At 66.9% G+C, this 16,691-nt stretch carries 14 protein-coding genes; 3 read left to right on the top strand and 11 right to left on the bottom strand.

The window, feature by feature from the left end; genetic code table 11:
* Window positions 1-39: 39 nt before the first annotated feature.
* Window positions 40-1,293: a zinc-dependent metalloprotease gene (locus ACZK5G_RS04215; protein WP_032129071.1), complete on the bottom strand. Its 1,254-nt coding sequence runs from the start codon at window positions 1,291-1,293 to the stop codon at window positions 40-42.
* A 225-nt stretch (window positions 1,294-1,518) separates the two neighbouring features.
* On the opposite strand from ACZK5G_RS04215, the gene ACZK5G_RS04210 reads away from it, so the two are divergent.
* On the top strand, window positions 1,519-2,976 hold the full coding sequence (locus ACZK5G_RS04210; RefSeq protein WP_049400930.1) for a DUF2235 domain-containing protein: 1,458 nt from the start codon (window positions 1,519-1,521) through the stop codon (window positions 2,974-2,976).
* Window positions 2,977-3,044: 68 nt separating this feature from the next.
* On the opposite strand, the gene ACZK5G_RS04205 is transcribed toward ACZK5G_RS04210, so the two are convergent.
* From ACZK5G_RS04205 to ACZK5G_RS04175, 7 genes are all read right to left on the bottom strand, one after another.
* Entirely contained in the window at window positions 3,045-3,869 is an 825-nt protein-coding gene (locus ACZK5G_RS04205) for a ferritin-like domain-containing protein (RefSeq protein ID WP_121504057.1), read from the bottom strand.
* Window positions 3,870-3,878: 9 nt separating this feature from the next.
* Window positions 3,879-5,345, bottom strand: coding sequence for an amidophosphoribosyltransferase (gene purF, locus ACZK5G_RS04200; protein WP_032129068.1), 1,467 nt, complete (start codon window positions 5,343-5,345; stop codon window positions 3,879-3,881).
* A 30-nt stretch (window positions 5,346-5,375) separates the two neighbouring features.
* Window positions 5,376-6,155 carry a CvpA family protein gene (locus ACZK5G_RS04195; RefSeq protein ID WP_049400926.1) on the bottom strand — a complete coding sequence of 260 codons (780 nt, stop codon included), beginning with the start codon at window positions 6,153-6,155 and terminating at the stop codon, window positions 5,376-5,378.
* Between the two features lie 46 nt (window positions 6,156-6,201).
* Window positions 6,202-7,230, bottom strand: coding sequence for an SPOR domain-containing protein (locus tag ACZK5G_RS04190; RefSeq protein ID WP_049400927.1), 1,029 nt, complete (start codon window positions 7,228-7,230; stop codon window positions 6,202-6,204).
* A gap of 81 nt (window positions 7,231-7,311) precedes the next feature.
* A complete protein-coding gene (gene folC / locus ACZK5G_RS04185) occupies window positions 7,312-8,583 on the bottom strand; it encodes a bifunctional tetrahydrofolate synthase/dihydrofolate synthase (protein ID WP_049400928.1) in 1,272 nt (423 codons plus the stop codon).
* Between the two features lie 41 nt (window positions 8,584-8,624).
* Window positions 8,625-9,269 (bottom strand): histidine phosphatase family protein, encoded by a 645-nt coding sequence (locus ACZK5G_RS04180; RefSeq protein WP_010483945.1) that lies wholly within the window; start codon window positions 9,267-9,269, stop codon window positions 8,625-8,627.
* A gap of 249 nt (window positions 9,270-9,518) precedes the next feature.
* Window positions 9,519-11,681 (bottom strand): S46 family peptidase, encoded by a 2,163-nt coding sequence (locus ACZK5G_RS04175; protein WP_478465419.1) that lies wholly within the window; start codon window positions 11,679-11,681, stop codon window positions 9,519-9,521.
* Between the two features lie 398 nt (window positions 11,682-12,079).
* On the opposite strand from ACZK5G_RS04175, the gene tdh reads away from it, so the two are divergent.
* A complete protein-coding gene (gene tdh / locus ACZK5G_RS04170) occupies window positions 12,080-13,102 on the top strand; it encodes an L-threonine 3-dehydrogenase (RefSeq protein WP_010483949.1) in 1,023 nt (340 codons plus the stop codon).
* A 160-nt stretch (window positions 13,103-13,262) separates the two neighbouring features.
* Here tdh and ACZK5G_RS04165 read toward each other — a convergent pair whose 3' ends face one another.
* Complete coding sequence (locus tag ACZK5G_RS04165) at window positions 13,263-13,958, bottom strand: TorF family putative porin (RefSeq protein ID WP_423163956.1); 696 nt, start codon at window positions 13,956-13,958, stop codon at window positions 13,263-13,265.
* 206 nt (window positions 13,959-14,164) lie between these two features.
* Here ACZK5G_RS04165 and kbl point away from each other — a divergent pair, with 206 nt between their 5' ends.
* Window positions 14,165-15,373: a glycine C-acetyltransferase gene (gene kbl, locus ACZK5G_RS04160; RefSeq protein ID WP_005408238.1), complete on the top strand. Its 1,209-nt coding sequence runs from the start codon at window positions 14,165-14,167 to the stop codon at window positions 15,371-15,373.
* Window positions 15,374-15,457: 84 nt separating this feature from the next.
* On the opposite strand, the gene ACZK5G_RS04155 is transcribed toward kbl, so the two are convergent.
* Both ACZK5G_RS04155 and ACZK5G_RS04150 read right to left on the bottom strand, forming a co-directional pair.
* Window positions 15,458-15,793 carry a hypothetical protein gene (locus tag ACZK5G_RS04155; RefSeq protein ID WP_049463434.1) on the bottom strand — a complete coding sequence of 112 codons (336 nt, stop codon included), beginning with the start codon at window positions 15,791-15,793 and terminating at the stop codon, window positions 15,458-15,460.
* A gap of 85 nt (window positions 15,794-15,878) precedes the next feature.
* Entirely contained in the window at window positions 15,879-16,688 is an 810-nt protein-coding gene (locus ACZK5G_RS04150) for a pseudouridine synthase (RefSeq protein WP_197616478.1), read from the bottom strand.
* Between the last annotated feature and the right edge of the window lie 3 nt (window positions 16,689-16,691).

Here is a 16,691-nt window from a genome sequence, read left to right as displayed (position 1 = left end):
CGCACCCGGGTAGACGCCGACCTCGGTCGGCGGTTGGCCTCAGCGGAAGGCCGCGATGGTGGCCTTGGTATTGACCAGCACGCGCTGGTTGTCGGCGGTGCTGGCATTGCCCATCGGGATGCCGTTGTAGTTGATGTTCGGGTTGGACCAGTAGTTCAGGCGCGGGCAGCCGGCCGAGCAGTCATAAGCCATGATCGTGCGCCAGCGCGAACCGGAGGACGGCTCGTAGCGATAACCGTGCCCATAGGCATAGGGCGACGTGCTGGGATCACTGGCGATATCGTGCCGCGCACTCTGCAGGTGGCCGATCTCATGCGCGAAGGAGTAATAGCCGGTCGCGCAGTCCCAGTACACCGCCGCGAACGCCGTCGATGCCGTCGAACCGATGCCCGAGGCCAACCCGCAGTAACTTGTGTTGTTGATCAGCAGCACGCCGACATCGGCCGCAGTGTTGTTGCGGCTGGTGTGGATGCTGTCCATGTAGCCGTCGCTGGTGTTGCGGAAGCGGGTCAGGTCGGTGGTGAAGTTGCCGGATTCGGTGTAGCTGGTGGTTTCATAGCCGGCCAGCTGCAGGGTGATGCCCACGTTGCTGTTGACGTAGCCCTGGTTGGATTCGGCCACCGCCAGCTGCACCAGCGACTGCATGTTGCCGCCATAGGCCGTTACCGCTGCATTGGTTGCCACCACCAGCACGCGGATGGTGGCCGGGGTACCGGACGAGGCCTGCGCGATGCCGATGCGGTCATTGTTGCCCATCGGGATTTTCGGCAGCTGGTTGTAGTCGGCCGGATGATCGGCCGGCATCCGCGATTCATCCACTTCCACCAGTACATGCCGGTTGCCCAGTGGGCGCAGGCGATACAGCTTGCCGTCCTTGCGGATCGAACCGGTGAGGGTGTTGCCCGAACGCACCAGGATCACTGAATTACCAGGATCATCCTGGCCGTTCGAAGTGGCGGCAGTCAGCCGATCGGACGGCGAGCGCAACTGGCCGTACCAGATGCTGCCGCCATCGGGCAGTGCTTCAACCTTGCTGCGTACCGCCTGCACGCGCTGGCCGAGCAATTCGAACTCCAGCTGCGGCTGCGCAGTGGCAGCAGCGTCGACACGCACTTCCTGTACCGTCGCGGTGGACGGGGTGGCCAGCAGCTTGCCCAGCGCGGGCTCGCTGTTTGCCGATGCGCGGCTGATGACCGTCACCGGCTCGAACAACGGTGCCGCATGCGCGGCCGCTGCCACCGACAAACCCAACACCAGGCCACCTGCCGCTTTGCCAATCGATCTGGACAACATTGCGTCGCTCCTTGAATGATGTGAACAGCGTTGATGCAGCACGCCCGGGTCTACCGGGTCTGGCCATCTGGCCTGCGCGGGTCGTGTGAATTCAATAGAAGATGGGAATGAAAATCAGGAACTGTGATCGACCGCATCTGCGTTAAGTAAGGTCAAAAGCGTCACTACACTTCGCCAATACACCGCTTTCGCGCTACCGTGACGCAGCCACGACGGGGAATGCACATGGCACCATCGCAGGACACGGACGAAGATGTCGGCTTGCTGCGGATCGGCCTGTTCTTCGATGGCACCCGCAACAACGCACACAACCTGGCACGCGGTCGCCCACAGGTTCCGCAGCCACGCCCGGCGCAGCTGCGCGCGGATGATGATTCGACCTACCAGAGCCGGCTGACCAGCAGCTACGACAACGGCCTGACCAACATCGCGCGCCTGCAGCAGCTGTATCCGGACAGCCGCCGCGATGCGATGGCCGCACCTTCGCTGTCGATCTATGTCGAGGGCGTGGGGACCCGCGATGATGCCGATGACGATCTGATCGGACTGGCCTTCGGCATCGGTGCCAGTGGCGTTCGCGCGAAAGTGCAGCGCGCGCTGCAGGTGCTGCTGCCGGCGGCACTGGCCGAGCTGTCCGCGCGCTGGCAGCGACCGCTGCGTGGCGTGCAGCTGGATCTGTTCGGCTATTCGCGCGGTGCTGCCGCGGCACGTGATATCGCAAACCAGCTGCAGGCCTGGGACAGCGCGCGCTGGCGCCAGCTGCTGCAGGGCGCCGGCCTGCCCTGCACTGCGGACTTCGCCGCCGTCACGCCGGTGCTGCGCTTCATCGGACTGTTCGACACCGTGGTTGCAGTCAATGGTGGCCGCGCCGATGAACACCCGCAGCTCGCCCTGCGCAGTGGCATCGCGGCACACGTCGTGCAACTGGCCGCGCGTGACGAGCATCGCCAACACTATCCATTGACCAGCGTCGCGCCAACGTTCACCGAGATCGCCCTGCCCGGCGTGCACGCCAACATCGGCGGTGGCTACAACCAGCTGGAAGAAGGGCCCAAGCTGCTCAGCCGTCCACGCCGGCAGCAGCTGCGTCGCCCAGCGGTTTCCGACTACCAGGTCCCTCCACTGGCGTTGCTGCAGGCCACCACGGCCTACGCCGAAACGCAGGCCGACGCCGAACGCTGGCGGCAGCAGCTGGGCGTGGGTGAAAAGGAGATCTGGGTGGACGTCTGGCACCAGTGGCAGCAGCAGCGTCGCGCCGGCAGCCGCAGCGTGCTGTTGTCGCCGGTGCTGTATGTGACCGCTGCGGTGGTGCTGCGTCGGCGCATCGACTGGCGTTACCAGCTGATCGCACTGCAGGTGATGCAGCAGCAGGCCATCGATGCTGGCGTGCAATGGACCGCCAATGCCGCTGGAGTTCCCGGCTGGGAACTGCCGTCCGCCCTGCAGCCGATTGCACGCCGACTGGTGGCCGGACAGCCGCTGACGCAGACACAGGAGGCGCTGCTGCGACGGCGTTACCTGATGCAGTCGGCGCACTGGAACTTCGATGCACTGGGCGACACCGCACTGACCTACGCCGCCGATGCCGGCGTCAGCGAACTGCCGTACCGGCCGGGTCCCGGCCTGTTCTACATCAACCGGCCAACGGTGGATGGCAAGCGCGTGGTGTTGCCGAACGCATGAAAAAAGGGGACGGAGGGGATTAAGTCGTTTGTGCCACAAACGACTTAATCCCCTCCGTCCCCTTTTCTTCAGCCGGCCTGTTCAACCAGGTTGGCCAGCTCATCCGCATCGAACCCGGCCAGCAGGCGCGCTTCGATGTTGAATGGCCCATGCAGGTAGCCGCCGGCGTACTCCACCAGCAGTTCCTTGAAGCGCGCACGCGGCTCGACAGCGGCGCGGTCGCAGTACCAGCGGTACCAGCGCGAACCGGCAGCGACGTGCGCCACTTCCTCGCGCAGGATCACTTCCAGCACATCGGCGGTTTCGCCATCGCCGACATTGCGCAGCTTCCCGATCATGCCGGGCGTTACGTCCAGGCCGCGCGCTTCCAGCACGCGCGGCACCAGCGCCATGCGTGCCAGGCCGTCATGGGCGGTCTTTTCGCACATTTCCCACAGGCCGTTGTGCGCTGGGAAATCGGCATAGTCGTGGCCATGCACCTGCAGGCGTTCGCGCAACAGCATGAAGTGCCGCGACTCGTCGTCGGCACAGCTGACCCAGTCGGCATGGAACGCCGGCGGCAGGCCGCGGAAGCGGTATACCGCATCCCAGGCCAGGTCGATCGCGTTGAGTTCGATATGGGCGATGGCGTGGATGAAGGCGGCACGCCCTTCCACACCGCCCAGTCCACGCCGCGGCACTTCACGCGGATGCACCAGCACCAGCTGCGCCGGCCGGCCGGGCATGCGGATCGGCTCCGGCGGCGGTGCATCGGCCGCCACCTTCAGGCGGCCAGCACGGAACGCGGCCGCATAGGCCTGGGTCAGCGCCACCTTGCGCAGCGGGTCGGCTTCGGCCAGGCACTGCTGCGCAGCGCGCAGCAGGTCGCCACCAACGTCGGGTACATCGACCACGCCTGGACCTCAGGCGCGGCGCTTGTGCTTGGCGTCGTCCGAACGCAGCTGCTGGATGCGCTCGAAGTAGCCCGGCTCGATACCCGTCGGGTAGTGGCCGTTGAAGCACGACGAATCGAAGTTGCGCAGCGCCGGGTTGCCCTCGCTCACCGCCGCTTCCATGTCTTCCAGGTCCTGGTAGATCAGCCAGTCGCAGCCCAGGTGGGCTTCGATCTCTTCCACGGTGCGGTTGTGCGCGACCAGCTCTTCGGCCGCCGGCATGTCGATGCCGTAGATGTTCGGGTAGCGCACCGGCGGTGCCGCGCTGGCCAGGTACACCTTGCGCGCGCCCGCATCACGGGCCATCTGCACGATCTGCTGGCTGGTGGTGCCGCGCACGATCGAGTCGTCCACCAGCAGCACCACGCGGTTGCGGAACTCCAGGTGGATCGGGTTGAGCTTGCGGCGCACCGACTTCACGCGTTCGCCCTGGCCCGGCATGATGAAGGTGCGGCCGATGTAGCGGTTCTTGATGAAGCCTTCGCGGTACTTCACCCCGAGCACGTTGGAGATCTCCAGCGCGGCATCGCGCGAGGTATCCGGGATCGGGATGATGGTGTCGATGTCGTGGTCCGGGCGCAGGCGCAGGATCTTCTCGCCCAGCTTGATGCCCATGCGCATGCGCGCCTTGTGCACCGAGACGTTGTCGATCATCGAATCCGGGCGCGCGAAGTACACGTATTCGAAGATGCACGGGGTGTGCTCGGCCGGCTCGGCGCAGATTTCCGAGAACAGCTCGCCACGCGCGGTGATCACCAGCGCTTCGCCCGGCTGCACGTCGCGCACGCGCTGGAAGCCCAGCACGTCCAGCGCGGCCGACTCGGAGGCCACGATGTACTCGTCGCCCTCGGCATGGCTGCGCTTGCCCAGCACCAGCGGACGGATGCCATGCGGATCGCGGAAGGCGACCAGGCCCAGGCCCAGCACCACGCTGACCACCGCGTAGCCGCCCTTGCAGCGGCGGTGCACGCCGGCCACCGCGCGGATCGCGGCTTCCGGGCTCAGCTGGCGCTGCTGCTCCAGTTCATAGGCGAACACGTTCAGCAGCACTTCGCTGTCCGAATCGGTGTTGACGTTGCGGCGGTCCTGCTCGAACACCTGCTGGCGCAGCGCTTCGGTGTTGATCAGGTTGCCGTTGTGGGCCAGCGCGATGCCGTACGGCGAATTGACGTAGAACGGCTGTGCCTCGTCCATGCCTTCCGAACCGGCGGTCGGGTAGCGCACATGGGCGATGCCGACGCTGCCTTCCAGGGTGGACATGGTGCGGGCATCGAACACATCGCGGACCAGGCCGGTGGCCTTCTGCACGCGCAGGCGGCTGCCGCTGGCGGTGGCGATGCCCGCCGCATCCTGGCCACGGTGCTGGAGAACGGTCAAGCCGTCATACAACTGCCCGGCGACGTTCTGGTTGCCGACGATTCCGACGATGCCACACATGGTGCGAGGTCTCCGCTGGGCTGTGCCCAGTTACAAGGAAGGTGGCCGTACCTGGCCGCGGTGGTCGCCGCGCGCGCGGTCGACGTTGGCCGGATCGCCCGGCTCGATACTGTCCGGCAGTGCAGGAGCGTCCGGGCGCACTTCGGCCGGATCGTAGGAATCGCCCTGTTCCGCTTTCGCAGGCCGCAGCCATCCGCTGCCTGCCACTACCTGGTTGAGGATGCCATTATCGCCTGCCGCGCCCGGCTTTCCCAACCCGGCGCCTGCGTTCTTGCCCAACTCCATCAATGCAGATGGGGACAGCGCGTCGGTCGGCAAGGCCTTGGGCAGCAGATCGGCCCCGGGAACCTCCCAGTGCGGCAGTTTGCTGTTCATCCAGGCCACGGTCGGGTTCAGCAACGGACGCACCGCCGAGCGCTGCCAGGAGGGTTCGGCGGTCAGCGGGGTGAAGCTGCCCAGCAGCAGCAGGACCGCGGCGATCAGGCCGCCTCGCACCGCGCCCAGCACCCCGCCCAGCAGGCGGTCCAGGCTGGTCAGCATGCTGCGGTGGACCAGGGCCTTGATGACCATGCCGATCACCGCGACCACGATCATCACGCCGATGCCGACCCCCAGGTAGCCACCGACGAAGTGTTCGCCTCCGGGGGCCGCCGGCGCGGCCCACCAGTGGGCGGCATCATTGCCGAAGGCGAAGGCCGCCCACGCGGCCAGCAGCCACGACAGGGTGCCGATGACGATTCCGACGAAGCCGCGCAGCATCCCCAGCAGGGTCGAGGCGGCGATCACGATCAGCAGCACCACGTCGATCATGGCGCCCCGCTCCTTCGGCGGCGCTGGCAACGGGGCTGCGCGTGGGTCATGGGTGCGGTCGCACCATGCCGGCCACGCCGACCTTGGCGGCGACCTGCGCCTTCAGCTGCTCGGCGTCAGCGCGGTTGGCCACCGGCCCGACGCGGACGCGATGCAGGGTGCCCTTGTCCGTGCGCACCTGCTCGACGAAAGCGCTGAAACCAGCGGCACGAACCTTGTCGCGCAGGGCATTGGCATCGTTGGCCTGACCGAACGCGCCCAGCTGCACGGCAAAGCCGACGCCGCTGGCAGCCGGTGCTGCCGGTGTGGTCGGCGCCGTCGCCGGCTTGCTGGCGGTGGCCTCCGGCTTCGGTTCGGGCTTCGGCGCCGGCTTCGGCGGTTCCGGCTTGGCGGCCGGCGGCGCGGTCGCCGTTGGCGTGCTCGGCGGCAGGCTTTCGCTGCGGACCGGGTTGCCGCTGGCCGAGGGCGCAACAGCTGCGGACGGGGTGCTGGCGCTCGGCGCAGCCGGTGCCGGGGTGGCCGCAACCGGGGCACTGCTGCCGGCCGCCGCGTCCAGGGTGATCACTTCGGCCTTCACATCCGCACGGATCTTCACCGCCTGCAGGCGGGCCGCTTCGGCCTGGGCACGGTCGGCGTAAGGTCCAACGCGCACGCGCCATGCCTGGCGGCCGTTGATGGTGGCCGTTTCGGCGAAGCCCGGCAGCTGCGAGCGCTTCAGGTAGGCGATCACCGCATCGGCGTCGGCCTTGCTGCCGTAGGCACCGAAGGTGACCGCATAGTTGCCGGCGGCGACTGCCGGCGAGGTGTCCACGGTCGGCGGCGTAGCCGGCGTGGCAGCCTCCTGCAGCGGCTTGGCCTGCCCGGTCTGCAGGCCGGTGGCACCACCGGCCGGGGCGACCAGCGGCAGCTCACGGGTTTCGAACTGGCCATCGGCCGGCGCATCCGGCGCGGCGATCGGCACATTGGCGACACCGCTGTCGGGTGCGGGTCCCTTGACCAGCATCGGCAGGAAAATCACGGCCAGTGCCACCAGCACGATGGCACCAATCAGACGCTGTTTCAGAGGCGTATCCACGTGAGGCAGGCAACTGTCCGGAGATTGCCGTCGATTATACGGGTGCCGGACCGGCCGGCGTCGGCGTTGGCTGAACGCGGATCAGGCGTCGCCCTGCAGCCACTGCAGGGCCGCAGCGGCGGTATGGAAGGAGCCGAACACCAGCACCCGGTCACCCCGCTCAGCCTGGGCCAGCACCTGCGCCAGCGCCTGTTCGACGCTATCGGCCAGCGGTGCCTTGGCCGCCACCGTACCGCTCAGGCGTGCCTGCAGCTGAGCGGCGCTCTGCCCACGCGGACCGTCCAGCCCGGCCAGGGTCCACTCGCCCACCACGTCCTGCAGGGCCTGCACCACACCCGCCGCGTCCTTGTCCTGCAACGCGGCGTACACCGCCAGGGTGCGGCCGGCTGACACTTCGGCCTTCAGCGCACGCGCCAGCTGGCCCGCCGCCTGTGGGTTGTGGCCCACGTCCACGCGGATCTGCACGCCGTCGCGCTCGAATGCCTGCATGCGGCCGGAGATACGCGCTGCTGCGATGCCCGCGGCCCACGCCGCACGCGGCACCGGCTTGTCCAGCGCGCGCAGGGCGGCGATGGCAGCACCGGCATTGGCCAGCTGGATCGGGCCGGCCAGCGCCGGGGTCGGCAGCTCCATGCGCAGGCCGACGTCGCGCCAGCGCCAGCGCTGGGCGTCGATCGGCTCGTAGAAGTAATCGCTGCCGCCGCGGATCGCGTTGGCACCGACCAGATAGGCACGCGCCAGCACGCTGGACGGCGGATCGGTCTCGCCCAGGATCACCGGCTTCCAGCCACGGATGATGCCGGCCTTCTCGGCGCCGATCGCTTCGCGGTCCTCGCCCAGCCACTCGGCATGGTCGATGTCCACGGTGGTGATCACTGCCACGTCGGCGTCGACGATGTTGACCGCATCGAGGCGGCCACCCAGGCCCACTTCCAGAACCGCCAGGTCCAGCCCGGCGTCGGCGAACAGCTGCAAAGCAGCGAGCGTGCCGTACTCGAAATAGGTCAGCGTGGTGTCGCCGCGTGCAGCTTCGACGGCATTGAACGCAGCAACCAGCGCCGCATCGTCCACGTCCTGCCCGTCGATGCGCACACGTTCGTTGTAGCGCAGCAGATGCGGCGAGGTGTAGGCACCCACCTTCCAGCCGGCAGCACGGCCGATGGCCTCGATGAAGGCCACGGTGGAGCCTTTGCCGTTGGTGCCACCGACCACGATGGTGCGCCCGGCCGGCGCGCCAAGACCCATCGCCGTGGCCACGGCGCGCACGCGCTCCAGGCCCATGTCGATGGTCGCCGGGTGCTGGCGTTCAATGTAGTCCAGCCAGTCGGCCAGGGTGGTCGGGGTGTTCGTCACGGCAGTGCTTCCAGCAGGTACAGGTGGTTCGGTGTGGCGGGTCAGAGTGCGCGGTGCTTGGCTTCGCCGAAGAACGGCGTGTGGTGGGCACAGTCGTTCAGGCGCACCACTTCCAGGCTGTCAAGGTCGGCGCCTTCGAGCAGGTTGAGCGTGGTCGGCGCCTGGCGGAAGGTCCACAGGCGGGAAATCGGCAGGCCCAGCACCTTGCACAGGATCACGCGGTTGACCGCGTCATGGGCGACCACCAGCAGGGTGTCGTGCTCGCCAAGGCCTTCGGTGGCGCGGGCCAGGCCGCGCCAGCTGCGCTCCAGCACCAGGCGCAGCGATTCGCCGCCGGGCATCAGCACGGTATCCGGCTCCTCGCGCCAGGCCTGCAGGCGCGACGGATCCTTTTCATTGATTTCGCTGGCCAGCAGGCCTTCCCACTCACCGTGGGCGATTTCCTGCAGCTCCGGCTCGGTCAGCAGCATGTCGGCACGGGCGGCGCCGAGCGCCAGCTGCGCGGTGCGCTGCGCGCGCGACAGCGGCGAGGCGACGGCACGGGTGATGTCCACCGAGGCCAGGCGGGCACCCAGTGCCTGGGCCTGGGCTTCACCGATCGGCGAAAGCGGAATATCGATCTGGCCCTGGTAGCGGCCTTCGGCGTTCCACGGCGTTTCGCCGTGGCGGGCAAGCAGGATGCGCATGCGTGCAAGGGGTCCTGGGGGGAGGAGGTTTCCGCGTTTCGTTCACATCCTGTGAAGTACGCGGAACAGGGATGATACCTGTTCGGCGCACCCGGCCGGGCCGGGCATGAAAAAACCCCGCGACGTGGGTCGCGGGGTTTCGGAAACTCCGGCTATCTGGTCGAGGTTGCCGGCCAGCGGCCGGCACTACCCTCGGTACAGGCAGTAGATCCACGCCATGTGTGGATGGACCGCCCCGAACCGCGAACCTTAGTTGACCAGGTTCAGTTCCTTCAGCAGCTGCGGCGCCGGCGCCACTTCCTGCATGATCCACTGCATGTAGCGGCTGTCGACGGCGATCATGCGGGTCATCACCGGGTCGAACACCCAGTTGGAGCTGACCGATTCCCAGTTGCCATCGAAGGCCAGGCCGACCAGCTTGCCGTTGGCATCCAGCACCGGCGAACCCGAGTTGCCGCCGGTGATGTCCAGGTTGGACAGGAAGTTCACCGGCACCGAGCCAATGCGCTTGTCTTCCAGGCCGCCGTAACGCTTGGCCTTGACCGCATCGAGCAGCGCCTTCGGCGAATCGAACGGATCTTCACCGGTTTCCTTCGCCGCCACGCCTTCCAGGGTGGTGAACGGGGTGTACTTCACGCCATCCTTGCCATAGCCCATGACGTTGCCGAAGGTGATGCGCAGCGACAGGTTGGCGTCCGGGTAGACGAACTCACCCTGGCTCTTCTTGTAGTCGGCCACGGCCTGCAGGTACAGCGGACGCGCGGTCAGCGATTCGCCTTCGCGGATCTTCTTCTGCTCTTCCTGCTTCAGCAGTGCCGGCATGACGGCCACGGCGTACTGGATGGCCGGATCGCTGCTGGCTTCAAACGCGGCACGGTCGGCCTTGAACCACTTCAGGCGATTGTCCAGGCTGCCCAGCTCGGTGCCGCCCAGCTTGTTCACCAGCGACTTGACCGCAGCGGCATCGCTGCCGGCCAGCCACTTGTTCAGCACTTCGTTGTCGCGCTGCGCGGCCGGCAGGGCCACGTACTGGTCCAGCCAGTAGGTCTGCAGCTGCTGGTCCATCTTTGCCACGTAGCGACGGTCCATCTGCTTCAGGCCACCTTCGATGGTGGTCAGGTCGCGTTCCTGGTAACCGGCCTCGCGCTCGGCATCCGGCTTGCTGCGTTCGATCGACAGGCGGTACAGGGTGATCGCTGCGCCAACGGCCGAGGTGTTGTTGAACTGGCCGACGAACAGGTCGCGTTCGCGGGTCGACTTGCTGGTATCCAGATGCTTGAGCAGCTGCGCGTGGGCGGCCAGGGCCGGCTTGCCGGCAGCGCCCTGCTTCTTCAGCCAGGCCAGCACGGCGGCTTCTTCAGCCTGCTTCTGGCCGGCGGCGTCGATGCGCTTGAAGCCTTCCAGCTGGCCCAGGTAGTTCTTGGCCACGTTGTTCATGCTGGCGGCGGTCGCTGCGTACTTCACCTTGACGTCGGCGTCGGCCTTGCCGGCATCGGCGATCATCTTAAGCACCGCGTTGTAGTGCTTGGCGATGGTCGGGTAGGTGAAGCTGGCGGTTTCGTTGAACTCACCGGCCAGTGCATAGCGGTTGGTGCGGCCCGGGTAGCCGGCCACCATCACAAAGTCGTCGGCGCCCAGCGGCTGGTCGGCGAACTTCAGGAAGTGCTTGGGCTGGTACGGCACGTTGTCGGCGGCGAAGGCGGCCGGCTTGCCGTCCTTGCCCACATAGGCCCGGTAGAACGAGAAGTCGCCGGTGTGGCGCGGCCACATCCAGTTGTCGACGTCGCCACCGAACTTGCCGACGCTGCCCGGGGGGGCGTAGACCAGGCGCACGTCCTTGATTTCCATGTTGCGGAACAGGCGGTAGGTGTTGCCGCCGGAGAAGCTGTACAGGCGGCAGCGGAAGCCGGCGTCGGCTTCACAGGCGGCGACCTGGGCCTTGTCGAAGGCGTCCAGCGCGCGGCTGCGGGCCAGCGGGTCGTTGCCGGCGCCGGCAATGGCGGCCTTGGCCTGGGCGGTGACGTCGGTGATCTGGTCGAGCACGAACACGCGGGCGTTCGGGCCGGCGCTCAGTTCGTCCTTCAGGGTCGGCGCATTGAAGCCGTCCTTGATCAGGTTCTTCTGCGCGGTCGAATTCAGCTGGATGGCGCCATAAGCGCAGTGGTGGTTGGTGACCACTAGGCCCTGCGGCGAGACGAAGCTGGCGGTGCAGCCGCCGAGGGCAACGACGGCGCCCATCGGGTCGCCGGTCAGGTTGGCCAGCTGTTCCGGGGACAGCTTCAGGCCGGCCTTCTGCAGCGGGCCGGCGATTTCCGGCAGCTGCTGCGGCACCCACATGCCTTCAGCGGCATGGGCGACCTGGGCCAGCCCGAGGCTGGCGACGATGGAGAATGCAAGCAGGTTCGAGCGCATGGAGCGGCCCCTGGTAGTGGAACCTTCGATTGTAGCCCGCCGCCCTGCCCCGCCCCGAACCCCGGAAGTCATGGGCCTGCTTCTTGCTCTGCCACGCGCACGTCGGCCGCGCACACGGAAATCGTCCAGAGGGGGCGTGGTCACCCTGGACGGGACCGTTGGCGCCATGGATGGCGCCATCGAGCACCATGGAGGGGCTTTTGCGTGTCCTGGCCAGGTGACCACGCCCCCTTTCCCGGATCAGGGAGGCGCCGCTGTTCGCAGCACGTTCGAAACGCCCGCCGGCACACGCCTTTCGTTCCGCCACTGCACCCGCAGCGCAACATGGGAAATCCGCGCGGCACCCTATAATCCGCGCTTTCCCCCTGATGAGTTCCACCCCGATGGCGCAGCAAACGATGAAGGCCCTGGTCAAGCGCGAAGCGGCCAAGGGCATCTGGCTGGAAGAAGTTCCGGTGCCGACCCCGGGTCCGAACGAGGTCCTGATCAAGCTCGAGAAGACCGCGATCTGCGGCACCGACCTGCACATCTACCTGTGGGACGAGTGGAGCCAGCGCACCATCAAGCCGGGCCTGACCATCGGCCACGAATTCGTCGGTCGCGTCGCCGCACTCGGCTCGGCCGTGACCGGCTATGAAATCGGCCAGCGCGTCTCGGCCGAAGGCCACATCGTCTGCGGCCACTGCCGCAACTGCCGTGGCGGCCGCCCGCACCTGTGTCCGAACACCGTCGGCATCGGCGTCAACGTCAACGGCGCCTTCGCCGAGTACATGGTGATGCCGGCCAGCAACCTGTGGCCGATCCCGGACCAGATTCCGTCCGAGCTGGCCGCGTTCTTCGATCCGTACGGCAACGCCGCGCATTGCGCGCTGGAGTTCAACGTGATCGGTGAAGACGTTCTGATCACCGGTGCCGGCCCGATCGGCATCATCGCCGCCGGCATCTGCAAGCACATCGGTGCACGCAACGTGGTGGTGACCGACGTCAACGACTTCCGCCTGAAGCTGGCCGCCGACATGGGTGCCACCCGCGTGGTCAACGTGGCCAACCAGTCGCTGAAGGACGTGATGAAGGAACTGCACATGGAGGGCTTCGACGTCGGCCTGGAAATGAGCGGCAACCCGCGCGCGTTCAACGACATGCTCGATTGCATGTACCACGGCGGCAAGATCGCCATGCTCGGCATCATGCCCAAGGGCGCTGGCTGCGACTGGGACAAGATCATCTTCAAGGGCCTGACCGTGCAGGGCATCTACGGCCGCAAGATGTACGAGACCTGGTACAAGATGACCCAGCTGGTGCTGTCCGGCTTCCCGCTCGGCAAGGTGATGACCCACCAGCTGCCGATCGACGACTTCCAGAAGGGCTTCGACCTGATGGAAGAAGGCAAGGCCGGCAAGGTGGTGTTGAGCTGGAATTGACCCTTCGGGTCAATTCCCCCGCAGGTTTCCTTATCCCCGCGCCGTCGGCGCGCCCCCTTGAACAACAAGGGGGCTCTCCCCCAGCCGGGGTAAGGCATGCGGCTGAAATTGAAAAAGGCGCCCATTGGGCGCCTTTTTCGTGGACATCAGCGAAGGCGCATCAGTTACCGATCGCGACGCTCAGCATCACGCGGCTGTGGGCCAGCTTGCCGGAGTTGTCGCGGCCGTTGCCGTCGGTGCCGTAGTAACCCAGGCCGACCTTGGCCATCCCGAACTGGCGCTCAACGCCGACATTCCAGTCGGTGTAATCCTTCGCGATGCCGTCTTCAAACGTGCTGCGGCCGACATTGGCATTCAGGGTGAAGTCCTTCGGCAGGCCCCAGCTGCCACCCAGGCCGAAGTACCAGCCATCGGTGCTGCTGTTCCATACATCGTTGGTGTAGGCCACCGTCAGCTTGTAGGTGTCATCCAGCGTGGTGGTGGTGATCAGCTCGTTGTAGTTCTGGTGGCTGGACTTCAGGTAGGTGTAGCGGTTCAGCAGCACGTCGACGTTGACGCGCTCGGTGACGTCCACGCCGTAGCCGATCAGGTAGTCGACCTCGGTCTTCGGATCACCTGCACCAAAGTCCACGCCCGAACCCCAAACGCCGGCATACAGGCCAACCGGGCTGGTGTAGGTGAAACCGGCCTGCAGGGTCGGATCCTCGTCGGTCTGCGACACACCACGGAACAGGTAATCGGAAACAGCGGTGACGTTCCAGCTGTACGGCGATTCGTTTTCCTGGGCGCTGGCGGCGAACGGGGCGGCCAGGGACAGGGCAGCGGCAATGGCGAGGCAGGCACGGGCGTGCTTCATGAGCGTCTCCGGTGGGGGCGGTGGCGTGGAAGGCGGGGAGCGGGCGTAGCGGCCGGAACGGGACAGCTCCGGTTCACGAATTTTTAACCAGTTTGCTATTGCGATGCAACATGTGCCGGCCGTGGCGATGCCCCATCCGGGCCGGTCGGCAAGCGACGATGCCCGGTAGAATCAGCGGTTTCCCCGTTCAGAGCCGTGCCCACGCCATGACCGACGCCTCCTCCGCCCTGACCCGCCACTACGCCGAGGAACTGGACGCCATCCGCGCCCAGGGCCTGTTCAAGTCCGAGCGGATCATCACCAGCCCGCAGTCGGCCGAGATCACCCTCGAGGACGGCCGCAAGGTGCTGAACTTCTGTGCCAACAACTACCTGGGCCTGGCCGACCATCCGGACCTGATCCAGGCCGCCAAGGATGCGCTGGATACCCACGGCTTCGGCATGGCCTCGGTGCGCTTCATCTGCGGCACCCAGGACCTGCACAAGCAGCTGGAGAAGCAGATCGCCGACTTCTTCGGCAAGCAGGACACCATCCTGTACGCGGCCTGCTTCGATGCCAACGGCGGCCTGTTCGAGCCGCTGCTCGGCGAGAACGACGCGATCATTTCCGATGCGCTGAACCACGCCTCGATCATTGACGGCGTGCGCCTGTGCAAAGCCAAGCGCTTCCGCTATGCCAACTGCGACATGGCCGACCTGGAAGCCCAGCTGCAGGCCGCCGACGCCGCCGGCTGCAAGACCAAGCTGATCACCACCGACGGCGTGTTCTCGATGGACGGCTTCATTGCGCCGCTGGACGAGATCACCGCGCTGGCGAAGAAGTACAACGCGCTGGTGCACATCGACGAATGCCACGCTACCGGCTTCCTCGGTGCCACCGGCCGCGGCTCGGCCGAAGTGAAGGGGGTGCTGGAAAAGATCGACATCATCACCGGCACCCTGGGCAAGGCCATGGGTGGTGCACTGGGCGGCTTCACCTGCGCCAGCGCCGAGGTGATCGAGCTGCTGCGCCAGCGTTCGCGCCCGTACCTGTTCTCCAACTCGCTGCCGCCGCATGTGGTGGCCGCCGGCATCAAAGCGTTCGAGATGCTGGCCGCCGCTGACGATCTGCGCGACACCCTGGTGGAAAACACCCGCTACTTCCGCGAAAAGATGGTCGCCGCCGGTTTCGACGTGAAGCCGGGCGTACACCCGATCAGCCCGGTGATGCTGTACGACGCACCGCTGGCGCAGAAGTTCGCCGAGCGCCTGCTGGAAGAAGGCATCTACGCGATCGGCTTCTTCTTCCCGGTGGTGCCCAAGGGCCAGGCCCGCATCCGCACCCAGATCAGCGCCGCGCACAGTCGCGAGCATCTGGACCGCGCGATCGATGCGTTCACCCGCATCGGTGTCGAGCTGGGCGTGATCAAGGGTTGATCCCCACCGGCCAAAGCGTGCCGACCAAGGTCGGCACCTACCGGGCGTGAGGGCGTGCCGACCAAGGTCGGCACCTTCCCGGCATCACTTCTTTTTCTTCTTGCCCTTCGGCTCGTCCTTGCTGGCCACCACCACCGGCTTGGCGGCAGCATCCTGGCCGTTACCCTTGGCAACGCGGATGCCATTGGCCTTCATCCAGGCATCGAACTCATCGGCGGTCATCTTCTTGTCGCCGTTGCTCATCAGGAAGCGGTAGCTGCCGCGACCATCCAGCTCCGGGGTCTTCACTTCCACCACCGGGGTCTCGGCCGGCATTTCCGCCTTGGCCACCTTCTTGTGGCCACCACAGGCGGTCAGCAGCACCATCGGCAGCAGCAGGCCTGCGCAGCGCAGGGTTTGGTTGAGGGTCGGGTGGTACATGGGCAGGCTCCGTTCGGGAAATTCAGCAGCCAGACGCCCCCTACGCCTGGAACGGTGGCCGGCAACCGCCGGCCGCGGGCGATGATCAGCCCGGTGCAGCGGCCCCCAGCCGCTGCTGGTCACTGACCTCCAGCACCCGCCACTGGCCCTTGCCGAGATCGCCGAGCTGCAGCCCGCCGATCGCAACCCGGACCAGGCGCAGCACCTGCAGGTCGAAGGCCGCCAACAGGCGGCGGATGTGGCGGTTGCGGCCCTCGTCGAGGACCACCTCCAGCCACGCGGTCTTATCGCCGCTGCGCAGCACGCGCACAGCCTGGGCGACGAGGAACTCGCCCTCGTCGTCCACGCCGGCCTGCAGGGCCGCCAGCGTGGCGTCATCGGGCAGGCGGTCGACCTGCACGTGGTAGGTCTTGTCCGGCCCGGTCTGCGGGTCGGTCAGGCGCGCCGCCCACTGCGGATCGTTGCTGAACAGCAACAACCCTTCACTGGCCTTGTCCAGGCGCCCGACCGGCGCGATCCACGGCAAACCGGCACCATCGAAGCAGCGGTACACGGTATCGCGGCCACGCTCATCCTGCGCGGTGGTCACCACCCCACGCGGTTTGTTGAGCATCAGGTACAGGCGCTGCGGCGCGCCCATCGGCTGGCCATCGACCTCGATCGGCGGCGCCGGCTGCCCAATCGGGAATTCGGGATCCCGCACGATGCGGCCGGAGACGCGCACGCGGCCATCGGCGATCCAGCGCGCGGCCTCGCTGCGCGAACACACACCGGCCTTGGACAGCACGCGCGCCAGGCCATGACGGACACCGGCGGCTGTGGCAGCGGGAGTCGCACGCCCACGCGGTGCGTGGGAGCGGGCGGCGGGGGCGGCAGGTGGGCGGCGCGTGCGCAAGCC

Source organism: Stenotrophomonas sp. 62841_Sma (assembly GCF_056482945.1).
Note: the sequence above shows the minus strand (reverse complement) of the source record. Positions and strands in the feature narration are given on the sequence as shown.

Coding starts and splice junctions, on each gene's coding strand:
- purF (WP_032129068.1), bottom strand. CDS start 5,345: ATGTGTGGCATCGTCGGAATCGTCGGCAACCAGAACGTCGCCGGGCAG.
- ACZK5G_RS04155 (WP_049463434.1), bottom strand. CDS start 15,793: ATGTACCACCCGACCCTCAACCAAACCCTGCGCTGCGCAGGCCTGCTG.
- kbl (WP_005408238.1), top strand. CDS start 14,165: ATGACCGACGCCTCCTCCGCCCTGACCCGCCACTACGCCGAGGAACTG.
- ACZK5G_RS04210 (WP_049400930.1), top strand. CDS start 1,519: ATGGCACCATCGCAGGACACGGACGAAGATGTCGGCTTGCTGCGGATC.
- ACZK5G_RS04215 (WP_032129071.1), bottom strand. CDS start 1,293: ATGTTGTCCAGATCGATTGGCAAAGCGGCAGGTGGCCTGGTGTTGGGT.
- ACZK5G_RS04175 (WP_478465419.1), bottom strand. CDS start 11,681: ATGCGCTCGAACCTGCTTGCATTCTCCATCGTCGCCAGCCTCGGGCTG.
- ACZK5G_RS04195 (WP_049400926.1), bottom strand. CDS start 6,155: ATGATCGACGTGGTGCTGCTGATCGTGATCGCCGCCTCGACCCTGCTG.
- tdh (WP_010483949.1), top strand. CDS start 12,080: ATGAAGGCCCTGGTCAAGCGCGAAGCGGCCAAGGGCATCTGGCTGGAA.
- ACZK5G_RS04180 (WP_010483945.1), bottom strand. CDS start 9,269: ATGCGCATCCTGCTTGCCCGCCACGGCGAAACGCCGTGGAACGCCGAA.
- ACZK5G_RS04165 (WP_423163956.1), bottom strand. CDS start 13,958: ATGAAGCACGCCCGTGCCTGCCTCGCCATTGCCGCTGCCCTGTCCCTG.